Source organism: Kitasatospora sp. NPDC088779 (assembly GCF_040685395.1).
Lineage (GTDB): Bacteria > Actinomycetota > Actinomycetes > Streptomycetales > Streptomycetaceae > Kitasatospora.
In genome coordinates, this window is sequence record NZ_JBFBHW010000040.1 from 12,379 (window position 1) to 29,976 (window position 17,598).

Annotated in this window: 15 protein-coding genes, 2 tRNA genes and 2 pseudogenes; 7 read left to right on the top strand and 12 right to left on the bottom strand. The window is 70.8% G+C overall.

The genetic code is table 11. The features are described 5' to 3' along the window. Window positions 1–158: 158 nt before the first annotated feature. From AB0P03_RS29705 to AB0P03_RS29715, 3 genes are read left to right on the top strand one after another with little or no spacing between them, the layout of a single operon-like run. Window positions 159–1,031 carry a hypothetical protein gene (locus tag AB0P03_RS29705; RefSeq protein WP_363631745.1) on the top strand — a complete coding sequence of 291 codons (873 nt, stop codon included), beginning with the start codon at window positions 159–161 and terminating at the stop codon, window positions 1,029–1,031. Further along, window positions 1,028–4,213 (top strand): trypsin-like peptidase domain-containing protein, encoded by a 3,186-nt coding sequence (locus AB0P03_RS29710; RefSeq protein WP_363631747.1) that lies wholly within the window; start codon window positions 1,028–1,030, stop codon window positions 4,211–4,213. The genes AB0P03_RS29705 and AB0P03_RS29710 overlap by 4 nt, the downstream gene beginning before the upstream one ends. A gap of 43 nt (window positions 4,214–4,256) precedes the next feature. Next, a complete protein-coding gene (locus AB0P03_RS29715) occupies window positions 4,257–4,850 on the top strand; it encodes an NUDIX hydrolase (protein WP_363631749.1) in 594 nt (197 codons plus the stop codon). Here AB0P03_RS29715 and AB0P03_RS29720 read toward each other — a convergent pair. Continuing rightward, window positions 4,840–6,063: a hypothetical protein gene (locus AB0P03_RS29720; RefSeq protein WP_363631751.1), complete on the bottom strand. Its 1,224-nt coding sequence runs from the start codon at window positions 6,061–6,063 to the stop codon at window positions 4,840–4,842. The genes AB0P03_RS29715 and AB0P03_RS29720 overlap by 11 nt on opposite strands. A gap of 145 nt (window positions 6,064–6,208) precedes the next feature. Here AB0P03_RS29720 and AB0P03_RS29725 point away from each other — a divergent pair, with 145 nt between their 5' ends. Continuing rightward, window positions 6,209–6,583: a CU044_2847 family protein gene (locus AB0P03_RS29725; RefSeq protein WP_363631753.1), complete on the top strand. Its 375-nt coding sequence runs from the start codon at window positions 6,209–6,211 to the stop codon at window positions 6,581–6,583. A gap of 106 nt (window positions 6,584–6,689) precedes the next feature. Here AB0P03_RS29725 and AB0P03_RS29730 read toward each other — a convergent pair. The 10 genes and pseudogenes from AB0P03_RS29730 to AB0P03_RS29775 all read right to left on the bottom strand — a co-directional run bounded on the left by AB0P03_RS29730 (window position 6,690) and on the right by AB0P03_RS29775 (window position 12,745). Beyond that, window positions 6,690–6,769, bottom strand: a tRNA-Thr gene (locus AB0P03_RS29730). Between the two features lie 125 nt (window positions 6,770–6,894). Then, window positions 6,895–8,241 carry a hypothetical protein gene (locus tag AB0P03_RS29735; RefSeq protein WP_363631755.1) on the bottom strand — a complete coding sequence of 449 codons (1,347 nt, stop codon included), beginning with the start codon at window positions 8,239–8,241 and terminating at the stop codon, window positions 6,895–6,897. 388 nt (window positions 8,242–8,629) lie between these two features. Beyond that, window positions 8,630–9,028 carry a hypothetical protein gene (locus tag AB0P03_RS29740; protein ID WP_363631756.1) on the bottom strand — a complete coding sequence of 133 codons (399 nt, stop codon included), beginning with the start codon at window positions 9,026–9,028 and terminating at the stop codon, window positions 8,630–8,632. Window positions 9,029–9,558: 530 nt separating this feature from the next. Beyond that, on the bottom strand, window positions 9,559–10,398 hold the full coding sequence (locus AB0P03_RS29745; RefSeq protein ID WP_363631758.1) for a protein phosphatase 2C domain-containing protein: 840 nt from the start codon (window positions 10,396–10,398) through the stop codon (window positions 9,559–9,561). Window position 10,399: 1 nt separating this feature from the next. Next, window positions 10,400–10,579 carry a hypothetical protein gene (locus AB0P03_RS29750; RefSeq protein WP_363631760.1) on the bottom strand — a complete coding sequence of 60 codons (180 nt, stop codon included), beginning with the start codon at window positions 10,577–10,579 and terminating at the stop codon, window positions 10,400–10,402. A gap of 138 nt (window positions 10,580–10,717) precedes the next feature. Continuing rightward, entirely contained in the window at window positions 10,718–11,074 is a 357-nt protein-coding gene (locus tag AB0P03_RS29755) for an IS3 family transposase (protein ID WP_363631762.1), read from the bottom strand. After that, window positions 11,055–11,717 (bottom strand): annotated as a pseudogene (locus AB0P03_RS29760) (IS30 family transposase); the annotation flags it as partial. The pseudogene AB0P03_RS29760 and the gene AB0P03_RS29755, both read right to left, overlap by 20 nt. Further along, window positions 11,636–12,226 carry an IS3 family transposase gene (locus AB0P03_RS29765; RefSeq protein ID WP_363631812.1) on the bottom strand — a complete coding sequence of 197 codons (591 nt, stop codon included), beginning with the start codon at window positions 12,224–12,226 and terminating at the stop codon, window positions 11,636–11,638. The gene AB0P03_RS29765 and the pseudogene AB0P03_RS29760, both read right to left, overlap by 82 nt. Before the next feature lie 79 nt (window positions 12,227–12,305). After that, window positions 12,306–12,533 (bottom strand): annotated as a pseudogene (locus AB0P03_RS29770) (transposase); the annotation flags it as partial. Window positions 12,534–12,671: 138 nt separating this feature from the next. Beyond that, window positions 12,672–12,745: transfer RNA gene (locus tag AB0P03_RS29775), tRNA-Thr, on the bottom strand. 283 nt (window positions 12,746–13,028) lie between these two features. On the opposite strand from AB0P03_RS29775, the gene ugpC reads away from it, so the two are divergent. The 3 genes from ugpC to AB0P03_RS29790 all read left to right on the top strand — a co-directional run bounded on the left by ugpC (window position 13,029) and on the right by AB0P03_RS29790 (window position 15,665). Then, on the top strand, window positions 13,029–14,120 hold the full coding sequence (gene ugpC / locus AB0P03_RS29780) for a sn-glycerol-3-phosphate ABC transporter ATP-binding protein UgpC (RefSeq protein WP_363582337.1): 1,092 nt from the start codon (window positions 13,029–13,031) through the stop codon (window positions 14,118–14,120). 195 nt (window positions 14,121–14,315) lie between these two features. Then, window positions 14,316–14,765, top strand: coding sequence for a hypothetical protein (locus AB0P03_RS29785; RefSeq protein ID WP_363582339.1), 450 nt, complete (start codon window positions 14,316–14,318; stop codon window positions 14,763–14,765). 108 nt (window positions 14,766–14,873) lie between these two features. Then, on the top strand, window positions 14,874–15,665 hold the full coding sequence (locus tag AB0P03_RS29790) for a nucleotidyltransferase family protein (protein WP_363631764.1): 792 nt from the start codon (window positions 14,874–14,876) through the stop codon (window positions 15,663–15,665). Between the two features lie 118 nt (window positions 15,666–15,783). Here AB0P03_RS29790 and AB0P03_RS29795 read toward each other — a convergent pair whose 3' ends face one another. Further along, window positions 15,784–17,466 (bottom strand): DoxX family membrane protein, encoded by a 1,683-nt coding sequence (locus AB0P03_RS29795; protein ID WP_363631766.1) that lies wholly within the window; start codon window positions 17,464–17,466, stop codon window positions 15,784–15,786. Between the last annotated feature and the right edge of the window lie 132 nt (window positions 17,467–17,598).

Consider the following 17,598-nt stretch of genomic DNA (forward strand, 5'->3'; position numbering starts at 1 on the left):
CGGGGAAAAGTTGAGTCTTTTGGCCTCAATATTTCACGCTCTGCCGACTGCCGCAGTAAACGGCCTCAAAAACGGCCGTTCATCTGCGATTTACTGCGCTTCGCAGATAGCCTTCAGGGGTCCGACCCGAGTTGATTTACTGCGGAAGAGGCCCCGCCATGGCAGAGCTCCCCCCGGTCGAGTACGCCGTCGCCGTCGAGCGCTACCTGGCCGCCTCCGGGCTCGCCGAAGGCTCCCGGCGGATCTACCGGATCGCCCTGAACACCTGGGCCTGGGCCCTCGCCGACCGCCCCGCCCCCACCGGCCCCGAACGGCGGCGCGCCCGGCCGCCCGTCCTCCCGCTCGCCCTGCTCGACCACCCGGACGCCGCCCGCCGCCTGCGCACCGCCGCCGACCGCCGCCGCGCCGACACCGACCCGCGCACACTCAACCGCGAACTCTCCACCCTGCGCGCCGCCGTGGCCTGGTGGCGGGCCCAGCGCTGGCTCGACGACGACCCCACCACCGACCTGCACCCCGACCCGCGGCCCGAACCGACCGTCACTCCCCTGACACCCGACGACCTGCGCGCCCTCTTCACCCTCCGCGCGCCCCTGCGCGAACAGTCGCTCTGGCACCTGCTCCACGAGTCAGGCGCCGCCATCGACACCGTCCTCGCCCTCGACACCGACGACCTCGACCTGTCCCGGCACCGCACCCTCCACCGGCCCGGCCGCACCCCCGTCCACTGGCGGAGCGGCACCGCCCGGCTGCTCCCCCTCCTCGTCGCCGGCCGCACCGCCGGCCCGCTCTTCCTCACCGACCGCCGCGCCCCCGCCGGCACCCCCGCCCCCGACCGCTGCCCCCACACCGGCCGCGCCCGCCTCTCCTACCGCCGCGCCGCCGAACTCCTCACCGCCCACACCACCCCCTTGACCCCCGGCGCCCACGGCTGGACCCTGCGTCAACTACGTCCCGGTGCACCTCCCTCACTGGATTCCGACGGCCGGGCACGACACCCTGGCACCCCCGATCGAAGGGACCCCGAGTGATCCCCGACAACGAGACCCGGCGGCGCCGGGAGGCCGTCAGCCGACTCGCCACGGAACAAGCGGTGCTGATCGAGACCGCGGAGAGCTCCGGCACCGGCTTCCTGGTCGCCCCCGACACCGTGCTGACCTGCGCCCACGTCGTCCGCTCCGACCCGCACCCGGCGGTGACGGTGCACGGGCGCACGCTCCGGGCCGAGGTGGTCGCCCGGGAACCGCGGCAGGACCCGGACGGCGGCATCTACGCGTACCCGGACCTCGCGGTGCTCCGGCTCCCCGAACCGCTGGACACCGCAGGCGTCTGGCTCGCCGATCAGGTGCCCCCCGGCGGCTCGGACGTGATCGTCCACGGATTCAGCGACGCGACCCTGGACGCCGGCACCCACCGGGACACCCTGTACCTCTCCGTCGTCGGCCGCTCCGGCGAAGCGGGCCACTTCGTCCGGCTCAAGAGCGACCAGGTCGTCCAGGGGTTCAGCGGCAGCCTCGTGCTCGACCCCGCCACCGGGCGGGTGTGCGGAGTGCTCAAGACCTCCCGCGACGAGACGGCCGTCCTGGGCGGCTGGATGGTCCCCGTCGACGCGGTGCGGACCTGCTTCCCCGAACTGGCCCGGCGCAACGGACTCGGCCACCGGCCCGGCACGGCCTGGTACGACCTGGCGATGGACCGGGCCGGGCGCCAGGTCCGGCTCTTCGGGGCGTACGGACACCACCGGCCCCGCCAGACGCCCCGGCCGACCCCCGCCCAGCTGCTGACGCAGGGCGCGATGCCCTTCGTGGACCGCCCGGAACTCACCGAACTGCGGGCCTGGTGCGCCGACGGGACCCCGCTGCTGCTGCGCCTGCTCCACGCGCCTGGCGGCTCCGGCAAGACCAGGCTCGCCGCCGAACTGTGCCGGCTGATGGCCGAGGACGGCTGGCTCGCGGGCTTCGTACAGCGCAGCAGCCTCGCGGGGGCGGGGTGGCTGGACGAGCTGACCACCGCCCTCGACGACGGTCTGGCGGTCCTCGCCGTCTTCGACTACGCCCAGGCCCGGCTGGAGGACATCCGCACCCTGGTGGACCACGTCTCGCGGTTCGGACCCGAGCAGCCCCGGCTGCGCCTGCTGCTGCTCGCCCGCACGGCCGAGCCCTTCTGGCGGGCGCTGCAGAGCGGCGTCGACGACTGGGCACTGGCCGACGCCAGCGTCGTGGAACTCCCCAGGACGATCCCCTCCGTCCCCTCCGTCCCCTCCGCCGCCGCCGCCACCGCCACCGCCACCGCCACCGCCACCGCCACCGCCACCGGGGACGCCTCACCCGCCGCGCTGGTCGTCTCGGCCTTCGAGGTCTTCGCCCGACGACTCGGCCACGACCGCCTGCCCGTACCGAGGAGCCTTCCGTCGCGCGCCGGGCGGGAGGACTCGCTGCTCGGCGTGCTGGCACTCGCGCTGGACGCCGTCCTCACCCTCGCCCGGGGAAGCAGCTGGTCCGGGCACGGCGATCCGCTCGAACGGCTCTGCGACCACGAGGTCCGGGTCTGGCACGCGCAGCTCACGGCGTGGCTGCCCGCGGAGCCGGCCCTGGCCGGCGAGGCCGGCCGGCTCCTGGCGGAAGGGCTCCTCCTCGTCCCGGTGCTCGCCCCCGGGCGACGCTCGGACCGGCTGATCGCCCTGCTGGAACGGGTCCGGGCCGAGGCGTTCCCCCACCATCCGCCCCTCAACATGAACGTCGTCAACGCCCTCCTGCGCATGCTCTACCCGGCCGAGGACGGCCTGGTCGCCCCCGTCGGCCCGAGCCGGATCGGCGAGATCCTGGTCCGACGGGTGCTGAGTACGCCGGAGAGCTCGGGACGCTCCGAGGAGTACCTGCTCGCCCTGCTGGACCCGCCGCACCCCGCCTCGCCGCAGCAGCGGATCGCGGCGGCCACCGAGACCGTGGAGATCCTCGCCCGTGCCCGCGGCTGCACCGGGGTGGGGCGGGTCGTGGACCACCCCGCCCACCCGGCCCTGGACGCCGCACTGGCCCGGAGCATCGCCGAGCGGCCCGACGCGCTCCTGCCGGCCCTGGCCGCCAACGGCGCCGTACTGCCGCACGCCGAACCGCTGGCGGCCCTCATGCTGCCCGCCGTACGGGCGTGCGGACCGGACGTCCTCGCCGCCGTCGAGAGCCGGCTGCCCGGCTACCCCTCCAGCATGTCGCCGGTGGCGGCGCTGGTCCTGAAGCGCCTGCTGGACCAGCCGGACCCCGAATTCGGCGAGGAGGACCAGCTGCGCAGGCTGCGCCGCCTCATCAGCTACAGCCTCCGGCTCGACGAGACCGCCCCGGACGGACCCGCCGCGGACGGACTGGCCCCGGGCGGACTGGCCCCCGGCGGACCGGCCCCGGGCGGACCGGCCTCGGACGGACTGGCCCCCGGCGGACTCGGCGCGGACGGCGTCCGCCCCGGCGACTCGGCGCTGACCGCCGCCCAGCAGGCCGTCCGCCTCAGCCGGGACCTCGTCCGGCAGACCGGACGCCACCTCCCCGAGTACGCGAGGGCGCTCCACAACGTGAGCCTCCTGCTGCACCGCGCCCACCGGACCGAACCGGCGCTCGAACACGCCAGGTCGGCCGTCGCCCACTACGAGGAACTCCTCGCCGGGGCGGACGGGGACGACACCCTGCGCCAGACGTACCTCCTGGACACCGCGACGGCGCTGAGCACCCTGGCCCTGGTGCGGATGGAGGACGGCCAGGTGAGCGCCGCCCTCGACGCGGCCGCGCACGGCGTCGAGCTGTGCGAGGAGGCCGAACCGGGGGCCCGGCAGGACGACACCCTGCTGACCTGCCTCCAACTCCTCGCCCGGTGCGGGCAACTGGCCGGCCGACCCGTCGAAGCGGTGGCGGCCGGCTACCGGGCGCTCGCGCTGCTGCGCGAGCTCGCCGACCAGCAGCCCGGCCGCTACCTGGCCAGGCTCCCGGAGGCGTTGCACCGGCAGGCGATCGGCCTCGTCCGGGCCGGACGGGACGACGAGGCGTACCGCGCGCTGCGGGAAGCCGCACAGCTGCGCGCCGCCCTTCCGCCCGGCGACCGGCAACGGCTCGCCGCACAACGGTCCTCGCTCCGGATGCTTGTCCAACTCTCCTCGGAGATAACCGAGTTCACCGACGAGCGCGCACACTGGGTGGAGCAGCTGGCGACCATGGGCAATCATGGCAGGTGAGGCCGTCGCCACCTGCGGCCCTACGACGGCAGGTAGGAGCATGATGCCCACGGACTCTCAGGACCTCGCCGCGCCCGCCCCGATCCGACGCCGCCAGGCCGTCGAGGTCTTCGGGAACCGCTTCGGCCGGCTCTACAACGACGAGGTCGTCGCCCCGGGCGGCACGGCCGGCAACTACCTCCGGTGGCAGTGGTCGCAGACCGGCGTCGTCGTGGTGGCGACCGGCCCCGACGGCATCGCGCTGGTGCCCTCCTACCGCTACCCGGTCGGCGCCGCCTCGCTGGAGTTCCCGCGCGGCGGCTGCGAGCCCGGCGAACCCCCGGAGGAGGCCGCCGCGCGCGAGCTCAGGGAGGAGACCGGCCTCATCGCCTCCACCGTGGAGAGCCTCGGCCTGATCCACGCGGACACCGGCCTGATCGAGAACGGCATCCACGTCTGCCGCGCCACCGTGCTCCCCGGGGGCACCGCCACCGCCCGTCCGGAGGCCATGGAATCGGTGACCGACCCGGTCTGGGTCTCCCCCGACCTGATGGCGCGCTGGCTGCGGCAGGGCCGGATCACCTGCGGCGTCACCCTGGCCGCCTTCGCCCTCCTCCAGGCCCACCCCGACCCGCAGACCGGGGCGGTCAGAGGGTGACCACCCGCTCGAAGGGATCGAGCTCGCACAACGGCCGCGGCTGCGCCCGGCGCTGCGGGTCCGGGCCCGCCGCACCCGGGCCGTTCACCACGTGGAGCGACAGGTCGCGAACGCCGTCGGTCGCCGGGGAGACCACCTCCAGGCCGGCCCCCAGCCGACCGGCGACCGGGTCCTCGTCCAGCCCGAAGCGCATCAGCCGGACCTCACCCCGCAAGTGCTCCCACGCCAGACCCCCGACACGGCGGAAGGTGCGCTCGAACGCCTCCAGCGTCCACGAGCTGAACTCGTCGACCGCCGAACGCAGCACCGCCGTGTCCGGCTGGATCCCCCGGCGCAGCCGCCCCAACTCCGCGACCAGGGCCACCCGGGAGGGCTGCTCGATCGCCTCGAACACCACCTCCACCGGAAGTTGGGACAGCAGCAGGTTGTCGAGCATCACCGCCGGGAACCCCGCGTACTCGACGAGTCGCCGGCTCCGGAAGACCGGGATGGTGCCCTCGCCGTCGCGCGGGCCGGCCATGCCGACGCCCAGGGCCTGCGGCAGCGCCCGCCGGTAGGACTCGCCGGCCCAGTCGTCCACCGACTGGAGCACGAGGACGAGTTCGGCGCTGCCCCCCGGGCGCGCGCTCCGGTAGCCGGCCAGCCAGTCCCGGAGTTGCTTGTAGAGCAGCGGATCCTGCTCGGAGACCCAGGCGCGAGCGGCTTCGAGGGCCTCCCGCGCGCTCCCGGCGAAGTCCCGCTCGGCGGCCTCGATCCGCGTCAGGACACCGGACTTGAACGCGGCGGCGACGGCCGACCCGTCGTACGGCACCGTGTGCGCGGACGACACCCCGGTCAACCGCTCCACGTAGGGGACGTCGGGCGCGTTCTCCACGCCCTCGGCCCGGTGGCCGTCGCTGATCCGGTGCAGGGTCCCGCCCGCCCGCAGCGCGACCCGCAGCCGGCCCGCCTCCAGGAGGGCGCCGAAGTCCGAGAGCGCCGCCGTACCCGGGGACCAGCGGACCTTCCGCGCCTCCTCGGCGTCGACGAGCGCTCGGAAGTACCTGTTGTTGAGGCCCTGCGAGTCGCCGATCAGCAGGGTGTCGGCGAAGAGGACATGCAGCAGGACCCGCGACCGCAGGTCCGAGGCCCGGTCGATCGGCGCCGCCGCGTGCGGCTCCACATCGGAGAGGTAGATGCGTTCAGTACCCGCCGCCCGCTGTCCCATATCCATGGCCTGCCACCCCTCGGCGCCCGATACAGTTCCCCTCGCGAAGAAGAAGGATAGGCCCACGGCCCGGGCCGGTCACCGGTTTTCCGGCAATTCGACCCCGGCAACGGCACCCCTTGGAGGAGAAATGTCGGAGCTTGTCCAAGTAGTGACGCCCGAGGGGACATTCTGGGCCCGCATCGAGGAGCAGCGCGGGCCCAGGGACGTCGCCCTGCGCCGCCCCAGCTACCAGCTGGACGACCTCGCGAGCACCCTCCAGACCGTGGTCGGCAACGTGCGATCCGGCCTGCGGGCGGCCGCCCCCGACGAATTCACGCTCGAATTCGGAATCGAGCTCTCCGTCAAGACGGGAGTCCTCGTGAGCGCGGTGACGGGAGTCGACGGAAAGGCCAGCCTGAAGGTGACGGCAACCTGGCGGAAAAGCGGCGAGACCGCCCTTTCCGGCCCGCCGAACGAACCGGAGGAATCGGAAGGGTCCGACGACCCGAACGAACCCACCGAACCCGCACCCGAACCCAGCTGACCAACCACCCCACACCACCCCACAGCCTCCGGCACGCCACCCGCAACGACGAAGGGCCAGCCCCACCGGATCCCCGGCGAGCTGGCCCTTCTGGCACTTCCGCCGCTGAGCCCCCTGTCGGGCTCGAACCGACGACCCCCCGCTTTACAAGAACGGCCGTCCGCCACCCTGCGTGACCTGGGGCTCAGCCACCCTGCCGGTTTCGCGGCCATCGCACCACCGGCGCCCGCGATTCACCGCCACATACCGCCTGTTCTGGCACGCCTGTGGCACGGGCACACCCGCGCTTCAATCCACCGGGAAAGCAGTGGTCATCGAGGTGTAATGTTGTAGTGGTTGGAATACGCCCGAAGCTTTTTCATGATATAGGCAGAAATCGATGCCGCCCTGCAGTGAGCGTCGCTCAGATGGTGAAATTCAAGATGGATATCATCAAATCCAATTGAAATCACAGCGTCCGCATATATATCCTGCTCGCCCAGGTTCACTTCAAATCCCCCCAGGCTCGCCTTAAATTCGGGAACATTCTTTTCTGCGAGGGCACAAATGGCCTGGTTTATCGCCTTGTGGCGGCGGGCCGATGACCCTTGAATCACGTCAAAGGCTCCGAGGATGGAATCAGACGTCTTCCCCTTAGTAGTCGACGTTAGCTCATTCACCCCAGCTCCCGTGATGTACTTATAGAAGTCTGTACTCTTGAAGGTCGCATCCGCATTGGCGGGGCTTTTGTTGACACCCTTTTCGCGGATCACTTCCCGCATATCGCCCGGGCCATATTCAAGAATTGAATACACGACGGAGCTGGGAGTCATGGTCACCAGCTTGGCCCGGAACAGAGAAATCACATATGCCAGATGGTGGCTAGGGTCAGAGTTCCTCTCCTGCCACCACTTGCCGGCTTCAGAGCGGGGGGAGTACCCCACCAATTCCTCAGCCTTAAGAATCATCGTTCCAGCGCGCCGCAGCCGGTTCGCCTCACCCACGACCGGGCTCGTCGAGGTGACAACGAAGAGGATCTCAGGGAGATCGCGGGTGACCTGAACATGGTCAACACGCTCGGCAATTGCGTCCCGAATGGCTGCCAGAAACTCCCCGACGGAGTTACTTGAAGCGATCGACGAAGCAATTGTCTCGCCACCCATTCCCAAGTCTTCTAGCCTCTGATCAAGCTGGATAAACAGCCTTTCGAGGACATCGCTCCACTGCTCTTTTGGTGGGCCAGAAATTGAAATATCGGCACTTGCAGGGGTAAGTGAGCTACCGCCGACTGATCGCGCAAGCTGAATCAGCTCGCCCTTCCAGTCGTCATTAGTGGTCGGCCAGCACACGATGATGTCCGACCGACTCCGAAGGAACTGGTTAAGGGATGCCATGAACTGCCGAAGGCCAACAGTGTCGTCTGATGCCTCTCGGCCATCCATCAACACGAGAATGGACTTTTCAGTGGGCTGTGAAATGTTCTCGCCCATCCACTGGGCGACCTCTCGCAGAGGCACCGTTGCTGGCACTGAGACGACCCGCTCAAAACGGTCCGCCATATTAATAGAAGCCGACCATACGGAGGTGGTTTTTCCACAACCGCTCAGGCCGCTAAGAAACGCCAGAAGTCCGCCGCTTTGAATTTCGGCAGTCCGCCTAAGAATTTCAAACTTCTTCATGTCGGCTTGCACTTTGATAATGAGCGGAGCCGAGCTTAGCGTACGACTTCCAAGAATGTGCTCAAACCTGGTGGGAATTTTCACAGTCACTATCGAGCTCCCCTGCCTGTCACCCATGCGCCGCGTGATATGAACTGCATGATACGGGTCGCGAGCCAGCGGCGGAGTCTCAGCGGCCAAAGTCAAGGGCGTGGCGAGCACTGAGCTTGGGAATCTCGTCCCCTCTTGAACCTTCCACCACTCCTGGCCTGCGATTACGTGGCCTTCAGCGCCGCTTACGGCCTGGTTGTCCGTCCCGTTGTTTGCCGTGACTTCCCGCTCCTGACCCCTCTTTGGGGCACGGATGGGGCATGGCAACAGCCCTTTGCTCCGAGCTTGGCCGTGGTCCTTACGGCTGCCGCATCTCCCACGCCCAATACTCGTCGAACACGGTCAGCCACTCCTTACCACTGCTCTCGGCAGCGGCGGTCATGTCATCCGCGCCATAGTTCTCCTGCAACCACTCACGTTCGCGCTGTTCTTGGAGCCTGCGGTCAGCCTCCCGCTTCCGGTCCCTGCGGAGCCCCGCCTGCCTCGCTTGCTCAGCAACCTGGGCCTTCAAGCGAACGGCCTGCTGACTCAGCCCCGTGAGCGTTGCGGCGCAGTCCGCGCCGAAGTATCTGAGGTACCCACACGGATTCCCGTCCAAGTCCATCGAAGCCAGGACAATCGCCTGCTTCAACGTCGCCCCACATCGGTCGCACATGGCCTCATGGTCTGCGGTGCCTTCAACGCGGTACTCGATCACGGCGCTCCAATCGCAACATCGGCCGCGCCAGCTTGTCGGGTTCGGATCGCACTGGCTACTGAAGCGTTCGAATTGATCACCGGTGCCATCACTTGCGCCCGGTGGGGCGGTTTTGGCCGCCAGCCAGTCCTCGGGCTGAGCGGGTGGTCCCCTCCGCGACCCGCCCACGATCACCACGTCGAAGCCGCACCCAGGCGCCTACCCCCGGTCCCCTCCGAGAGAGGGCCCGGCGGAGCCTCATGCCCTGACCCGCACTGTCCGTCCGGCGGGCGCTCTCACCATCGGCATCCACCGGCCGCACGCTCGACGTGCGCGGCCGGCCGCCGCCGTCGTGGGGCGCAGACAGGAGCGGCGGCGAGCGGCTGGGCCGCGCGCTGGCGCGCTGTGCGCGCCCTTGAACCAGTAGCGAAACTCGTAACAGTCATCTTCTGACCCCACCCCCTCACACCCACTCCCCAGCTACCCATCCCCATCCCACACGCCGCCCGCCTGGGCCTTCGCAGCACTGACGCTCACGCCCTGGAGATCACTTACCGCCGCTTGCCCAACAAGCCCTCCGGCTCTCGCTGCATGAACGCCACCGTGGCATCGTCGTGGCACTTCGAGCGGGGCCAGCGTCGCCGTTGCGGGTCTGAGCGTTCGAGCTCCCGCGTGTGGCCGATGACGCCGTGTGGGCCACCTGTCTCCAGCTGGCTCATGAGGTCGGGCCAACCCATGACTGCGAAGTCGTCAACGGCTCGGGCTGCGCCGTCTGTCAGAACTGCCGCGGCTTGGACAGTTGGCAGCGGGACCTCCCCGGTCAGGCTCTGCTCGGCCGTCTCGGGATCGGTGGCGGCTACCCAGTAGCCCTCTGCGGTGTTCATGAGCTGCCTCTGGGCGTGAGCCAGAGCCGTCCGTCGCTCGGCTTCGCCAAGGCTCTTCAACTCTGCTGCCATTTCGACTCGTTGCCGGTCGGTGACCTGCGACACCTGGTGATCCGCAATCGCATCGATTCTGTCGGGCAGGCTGAGTACGACGGTTGAGTCCGCCAGAACCAACCACTCGAAGGCATCTCCGCGGACTCTCACGATGGCCACCGTGGACGTCGGCGTCATCGGGTTGCCCAGGTCGCACGTCCCTGCGTGAAGCCGAGCCGTGGAGTCGATCGCGTCCGCCAGGCACTCGGTCAGCGCCGCCGGCCGTTCGGTCGCGTGCTTGAAGATGCTCGCGCCGAGGGCCCGCACGAACCACGGCACACCGTGAGTGCAGCCGGTGTCCATGCCGCTGGGGAGTCCGGCTCCGTCGAGGAGAACAACGGTCTCGGGGCTGTCGATTGCGAAGTCCTCGTTGGTCCGGCCCGGGTTCGGGGCCGTCGCGACCGAGACCAGCATGTCAGGCTTCCTCGTGGCGGAGTACGCCGGTCAGAGCCCGGCTCGTGAGCACGCGCTTGGTGCCGGCCTCGTAGTCGCAGCCGCTGACCATGGAGAACGGCTGGTTTCCGATCTCGCCGTACAGCTCGGCGACATGAGTCGACAGGTAGTGCGCGACCCCGAGCGACCAGCACCGGAGCAACGACCGCGACCGTGGCATTGCGGACCGCATGGGCGAAGCCGCCCGCAAGGCTCTCGGGAAGGACGATCCGCCGAACGCTTCTGGCACGCCCGTGGCACAGCCCGAGTTGAGCTTCCCCCGGTGTGTGGGAGGTGCTGATTAGCTGGTCAGGACGGGTGTGGGTGGTTCGTCGACCACTGGTTCGGCCGTCACCTGGTCGGCGTAGTAGTTCGCCTCGTACTCGTCGGGGCTGAGCCAGCCGAGACGCTTCTGGATGCACTGGGTGTTGTACCAGCCGTCGATGTAGGCGAACAGCGCCAGGTCGGCGTCCGTGCGGGTCGCGAAGGCCGTGCGGCGCACGCATTCGGTCTTCAGCACGCTCCAGAAGTTCTCCGCCAGGGCGTTGTCGAACGAGTCGCCGACCGTGCCCATGCTTGCCTCAATTCCGGCCTTGAGCAGGCGGGTTGTGAGCTTGATGGATGTGTACTGACCGGGTTCAAGGGGTCGTTGCAACACCGCTGGTTTGGGGCGAGAGTAGCTGATCGTCGAGTGCCTCTGCGGGAGTTCTCCAGCCGAGTGTCTTCCGCGGCCGGGTGTTGAGTGCCCCAGCGATGGCTGCGAGGTCGCGAGCGGTCCAGCGGGCAAGGTCTGTGCCCTTCGGGAAGTATTGCCGCAGCAGCCCGTTCGTGTTCTCGTTCGTGCCGCGCTGCCAGGGGCTGTGCGGGTCGGCGAAGTAGACGGCGATGCCGGTGTCGGCCTTCAGCTGGGCGTGCTGGGCGAGCTCCTTCCCCCGGTCCCAAGTCAGTGATCGTCGCAACTGCTTTGGGATGTTTGCCATTTGGACTGTGAGGGCCTTACGCATCGCCTCGGCGCCGTATCCGGCCAGCGCGGGGCCGTTCTTCACCCGTGGCTCGACGCCGTAGCCTTCCATTCGCGGCAGGTGGACCAGGATCGTGAACCTGCTCGTGCGCTCCACGAGCGTGCCGATGGCGGACCGGTTCGCCCCGATGATCAGATCGCCTTCCCAGTGGCCCGCGACGGCCCGGGTCTCGACCTCGGCGGGACGCTCGCTGATCATCACGTCGGGCGTGACGTGACCGGCCGCCTTCCTGCGGGCGCGGGAGCGAGGAACCCGCAGGGCACGCCCTGTCCGCAGGCACGGTCGGCGTCGGCGCGTTCGGAGGTGTGCCAGCCCACGATCCGGCGGGAGAAGGCGTCGCGGATCGTGGCCAGCCACCACGGACCCTCGCCGGTGGGGACCAGCGAGATGTCCGCGACCCACAGCCGGTTGGCCGCGTTCGCGGTGAAGTCGCGCCGGACGAGGTCCGGGGCGGGGTCGGCTGCCGGGTCGCTGCGGGTGAAGGAGCGGGGCCGGCGCGGGCTGACGCCCTGGAGTCCGGCCTCGCGCATCAGGCGCTCGACCCGTTTGCGGCCGACGCGGGTGCCCTCGCGTCGCGGGACGGCGTGGACGCGCGGGGAGCCGTAGGTGGCGTCCGAGTCCGCATGGACGCGGCGGATCCGCTCGGTCAGCTCGGTGTCCTGGCGCCTGCGCTCGCAGGGCGCGTGGACGTCCCGGCGCCAGCGGTAGTAGGTGGAGGCGGGGATGTGCAGTTCCCGGAGGTCGGCCTCGGCCCCGAAGCGGTCCTGGTGCTCGTCGATGAGCTTCAGTACCGTCGCCGGGTCGGGTCGAGCTCCTGGGCGAAAAAGCCGAGGCGGCCTTGAGAATCTCGCAGGACCGGCGCAACTCGGCGTTCTCCTTGCGCAGAGCGGCGAGTTCCTCCTTCTCGGCGCTGGTCAGCCGGTCGTCGCGTTCGCCTCGGTCGGCCTCGTCCTGGCGGATCCAGTTGCGCAGGGCCTCGTGGTGCACGCCCAGGTCCCTGGCCATCTGCCGGATCACCGGTTTCGGGTCGGCGGCTCGGTATGCGGCAACGGCTCGCTGACGCAACTCGGACGGGTACTTCATCGGTGCAGCCATGGCAGAGGCTCCCTTCTCGCGACCTATCAGGTCATGTCCGGCAACCTTCCGCACCTCGGGGGAACCTCAAGTAGGACCGCAGCAACGACGAAGGGCCAGCCCCGCCGGATCCCCGGCGAGCTGGCCCTTCGTGCTGCGAGCCCCCTGTCGGGTTCGAACCGACGACCCCCGCTTTACAAGAGCGGTGCTCTGGCCAGCTGAGCTAAGGAGGCACGGTGACCGTCCGCGAGGGATCACGGCGGCACCGGGGGCAGTCTACCGGGCCCGGCAGGTGGGGTGGGGGGATATCCGGGGGTTGGCGGGCTGGGTGGGCGTGATGGAACCGATGCCGAAATCGGGCGGGCTGGGGGCTGACAAGCCGCGGAGGCGCAGGTAGCGTCGCCCGGAGTCGGTTCGTGAGGTGGTTCAGACCACTGGGCGGGCTGACGGAGGCGAACGAACGCCCCTTTACTCGGATCGTCCGGCACGTTCCTGCCGGTGAAGGAGAGAACAACCATGGCTTCTGTCACGTACGACCAGGCGACCCGCGTCTACCCCGGGGCGGACAAGCCCTCGGTGGACGCGCTGGACCTGGAGATCGCGGACGGCGAGTTCCTCGTGCTGGTCGGCCCCTCGGGCTGCGGCAAGTCGACCAGCCTGCGCATGCTGGCCGGCCTGGAGGACGTCAACAGCGGCTCCATCCGGATCGGTGACCGGGACGTCACGCACCTGCCGCCGAAGGACCGGGACATCGCCATGGTGTTCCAGAACTACGCGCTGTACCCGCACATGACCGTCGCCGAGAACATGGGCTTCGCGCTCAAGATCGCCGGCGTGAACAAGGCGGAGATCCGCACCAAGGTCGAGGAGGCCGCGAAGATCCTCGACCTGACGGAGTACCTGGACCGCAAGCCGAAGGCGCTGTCGGGTGGTCAGCGGCAGCGTGTCGCGATGGGCCGCGCGATCGTGCGCCAGCCGCAGGTCTTCCTGATGGACGAGCCGCTGTCGAACCTGGACGCGAAGCTGCGCGTCTCGACCCGTACCCAGATCGCCGGCCTCCAGCGCCGCCTGGGCATCACGACGGTGTACGTCACCCACGACCAGACCGAGGCGCTCACCATGGGCGACCGGGTCGCGGTGCTCAAGGGCGGCGTGCTCCAGCAGGTCGACACCCCGCGCAACATGTACGACCGGCCCTCCAACCTGTTCGTGGCCGGCTTCATCGGCTCGCCCGCGATGAACCTGGTCGAGGTCCCGCTGGTGGACGGCGGCGTGAAGTTCGGCGGCTCGGTGGTCAACGTCTCGCGCGACGACCTGGCCGGCGCCGGCACCGACAAGTCGGTGACGGTCGGCATCCGCCCGGAGCACTTCGAGATCGTCCCGGCGGGCGGCATCGAGGGTGTCGCGGTGACGGTGAACGTCGTCGAGGAGCTCGGCTCCGACGGCTTCGTGTACGGCACCACCAAGATCGGCGGCGAGGACAAGGAGCTGGTCGTCCGCGTGCACGGCCGGCAGATCCCGGCCCGTGGCGAGACGATCCACGTCGTGCCGATCGCCAACGAGACCCACGTGTTCTCGACCAGCTCGGGCGCCCGTCTGAGCAGCTGAGCACGGCGCGCCCTGCCGGTCGGTCGACCGGCAGGGCAAGCTGGCACGACGGAGCCCGTCGGACCATTCCTGGTCCGGCGGGCTCCGTCCGTACACCCCCACGTCAACACGGTGGGGGGACGAACCCGGACACGGTGTCACTCGATGGTGTCACGGAGGGCGATCCGGCCCGTACCCACCGCTACTCTCCTGAGGGTGAAGCAGCTTGTACGCCGTATCGGCCAGACCGTCGCCCTGACCCTGCCGGTCGTCCTGGTGACCACCGGCACCCTCGCCGTGACCCGGGTGCCATGGGCCCCGCCGACCAACCTCGACCAGCAGGTCGTGGCGGCGTCCAGTGGTGACGGCACCGGGATCGGGCGTTCCGCCACCGCCACCGCGGGCACGTCCCCGGACGGGCTCGCCCCGCAGGAGTCTCTGCGGGTGGTGCTGCTGGACGAGCTGCGGGCCAAGAACCCGTCCGCCGCGCTGGACCTGCTGGAGCGCTCGATGCGCGAACAGCCGTCGCTGACGCCGTACTGCACCTCGCTCGCCGGAGAGCTGGGCAAGGCGGCGGTGCGCAAGTACCAGGGCGACGTCCAGCGGGCCCGGTCCTTCGCCCGCCCGGTCTGCGACGGGTCGTTCGCGGCGGGCATCGCCGGCTGACCCCCTCGGCCGCGGGCCGACGAGGCCGTCGGGCCCACCGGCAGCCGCGGGCCGACGGCGCCCGCGGCCTCGGGTTCCCACCCCCGGTGGGCGCCCTATTCTTCAGGCATGACCGCTGACTCCGGCCCCACCGCCGACCTCGCGTCCCCGCCGACCCACCCGTCCCGGCCGACCACGACGCCCGTCACCCAGGCCGTGATCCTGGCCGGCGGCCAGGGCTCCCGGCTGCGGCCCTACACGGACGACCGCCCGAAGCCGCTGGTCGAGATCCCCGGGACGGGCACGCCGATCCTCGGCCACCAGCTGACCTGGCTGGCCTCCGAGGGCGTCACCGACGTGGTGGTCTCCTGCGGGCACCTCGCCGCCGTGCTGGAGGAGTGGCTCGACAAGGCGGATCTGCCGCTGCGCGTGCGCACGGTGGTCGAGGAGGAGCCGCTCGGACGCGGCGGCGGCCTCAAGTACGCGGCCAAGGCGCTGCCCCGCCCGGACGAGCCCTGGTACGCCACCAACGGCGACATCTGGACCCGGTTCAGCCTGCGCGACATGGCCGCCTTCCACCACGAGCGGGACGCCGTCGCGACGCTCGCGCTGGCCCGACCGCGGATCCCGTGGGGGGCGGTGGAGACCGACCAGTTCGGCAACGTGCTGGACTTCATCGAGGCGCCGCCCTCGCCGTTCCTGATCAACGCCGGGCTGTACGTGTTCAGCCCGGAGTTCGCCGAGCTGCTGCCGGACGTGGGCGACCACGAGCGCACCACGTTCCCGCAGCTGGCGCGCAGCAAGCGGCTGGCGGGCTACCAGCTGCCGCAGGGCGTGTACTGGCGCGCCATCGACACCGCGAAGGACCTCACCGAGGCGGCCAAGGAGCTCGCCTCCGGGGCCGGCCGCACACCGCAGTAACCGCCGCTCCCCCAGCCTCGCGCCCCAGCACCCGCGCCCCAGCACCTCAGCCCCCTGCGCACGACGATCGGCCGGGTGCTCCGCCAAGGAGCACCCGGCCGATCGCGTCCACGGGCCGTCAGGTGGACGTGGGCGCCCCCGGGTGGGAGGAGCGGGCGCCGCCGGACAGGTCGGCGAGCGGGCCGCTGCCCAGCACCCCGCCGAGCAGCCCGGGGCTCGCCCCCGAGCTCGGGCTGGGCTTGGACGCCGCCCCCGAGCCGGCGGGGGCCGGGGTGCTGCGCTGGGCGGGCGAGGAACCGGCCGACGGCGCGGCGGCGGCCGGCGCGGCGGGGGTCGGGGTCGTGCCGGCCCCGGTCTCCGCCTTGGTGGAGTGCCCCTTGCCGCTCGGCGTCGGGCTGCCCGGGCGGGTTGCCGGGGCGGAGGAGGGCGGGGTGGTCGGGCTCGGCGTGGGGGTGGCCGGGCGCGGGGCGGGCGAGGGCGAGGTGGACGAGCCCTGGCCGCCCGGGGTGCCGGTCGGGGCGCCGCTGGGCCAGACCGGCGTGCCGTAGTCGGTGGCCGGACGGGCCGGTGCCTGGTGCGTCCGGGCCCCGGTCCGCACCGCCGCGCCGAACATCGAGCCGAGCAGCAGGGTCGCCCCGACCACGACCGTGGTGACCACCGTGCCGCGGCGCAGCACCCGGCGGCGCAGCGCGGCGGGCGCGTCGGCGCCGTAGCGCCGCCAGGCCTCCAGGTTGAGCCGCCCGTCCAGGGAGGCGAACGGCGCTCCGGCGATCAGCAGCGGGCTCCAGGCCGCCAGGAAGATCAGGTCGGGGGTGTCGTAGACCGGCACGGCCCGCCAGCTGACGGTGAACAGCAGCGCGGCGGAGAGGAGCATCGCCGCCCCGGCCGCGAGCCGCTGCCAGAGGCCGAGGACGGTCAGCACGCCGACCACGACCTGGGTGAACGACACCACCAGGCCGGCACCGACCGGGTGCGCCATGGCGAAGGCCAGCAGCGGTTCGGCGACCTTCCAGGGGTGCAGCGAGGCGAGCCAGCGCATCATCGAGCCGCGCTCGCCGCCGTCGAAGTAGACCGGGTCGCAGAGCTTGCTGAACCCGGCGTAGACGGACAGCGAGCCGAGGACGGCGCGCAGCGGCAGCAGGACCAGGCCGAGGTCGACCCGGCGGCCGGGGTACCAGGGCTGCTTGCCCTCGGCGGCCGTCGCGGAGACCTCGGGGAGCTCGCCGCTCGGGGTCCAGCCCTGCGGTGCGCCGACCGGGCCGATGCCCGCGTCGGTGGCGGTGCCGGCACCCTCCCGGGGCTGGCGCGGGACGGTCCGGGCGCCCGAGTAGGACGGGATCACCCGGGTGTCCGACACGCCCGGGCCGCCGCCGTCGGGTCCGGAGCCGGTGAGCCGGACGGCGTCCAGCAGCTGGGTGGCCGCGAGGTCCCCGGGGGGCGCCTGCCCGGTCCAGGTGACGGCGGTGACCCGGCCCTTGCGGCGCGGCGCACCGCCCCCGGCGGCCCCCGCGAGCGCCGGGACGGCGGAGGCGGGCACCACGACCTGCGGGGTGACCAGCGGACGGCGGATCAGGCCCTGGTCGGCGTACGGGTCGCCGAACGCGGCGCCGGTGGACAGCAGTCCGGCCGGGGCCTCGATCAGCGGCGCCACCGGGGCGCCGAGCCGGAGCCGGAAGCTCGCCTGGGTGATGCTGAGGCGCGCGGGGTCGGACGGCACCTTGACCGTGTCAAGGCCGGGGCCCGCGTCTATCCCGGTGCTGCCGCCGCCGAACAGGGGGCGCCGAGGTGTTCTGGTGTCCACGCCCGTCTAACCGGGTGACCACCGCTTAGGACACTCTCCCGAGTGGATGTCCGGCGCATACTTGAAATGATCATGAGAAAAGCGATCGGGCCTGGTCGGGCCCGATCGCTTTTCACTCGGATTGCGGAGAAT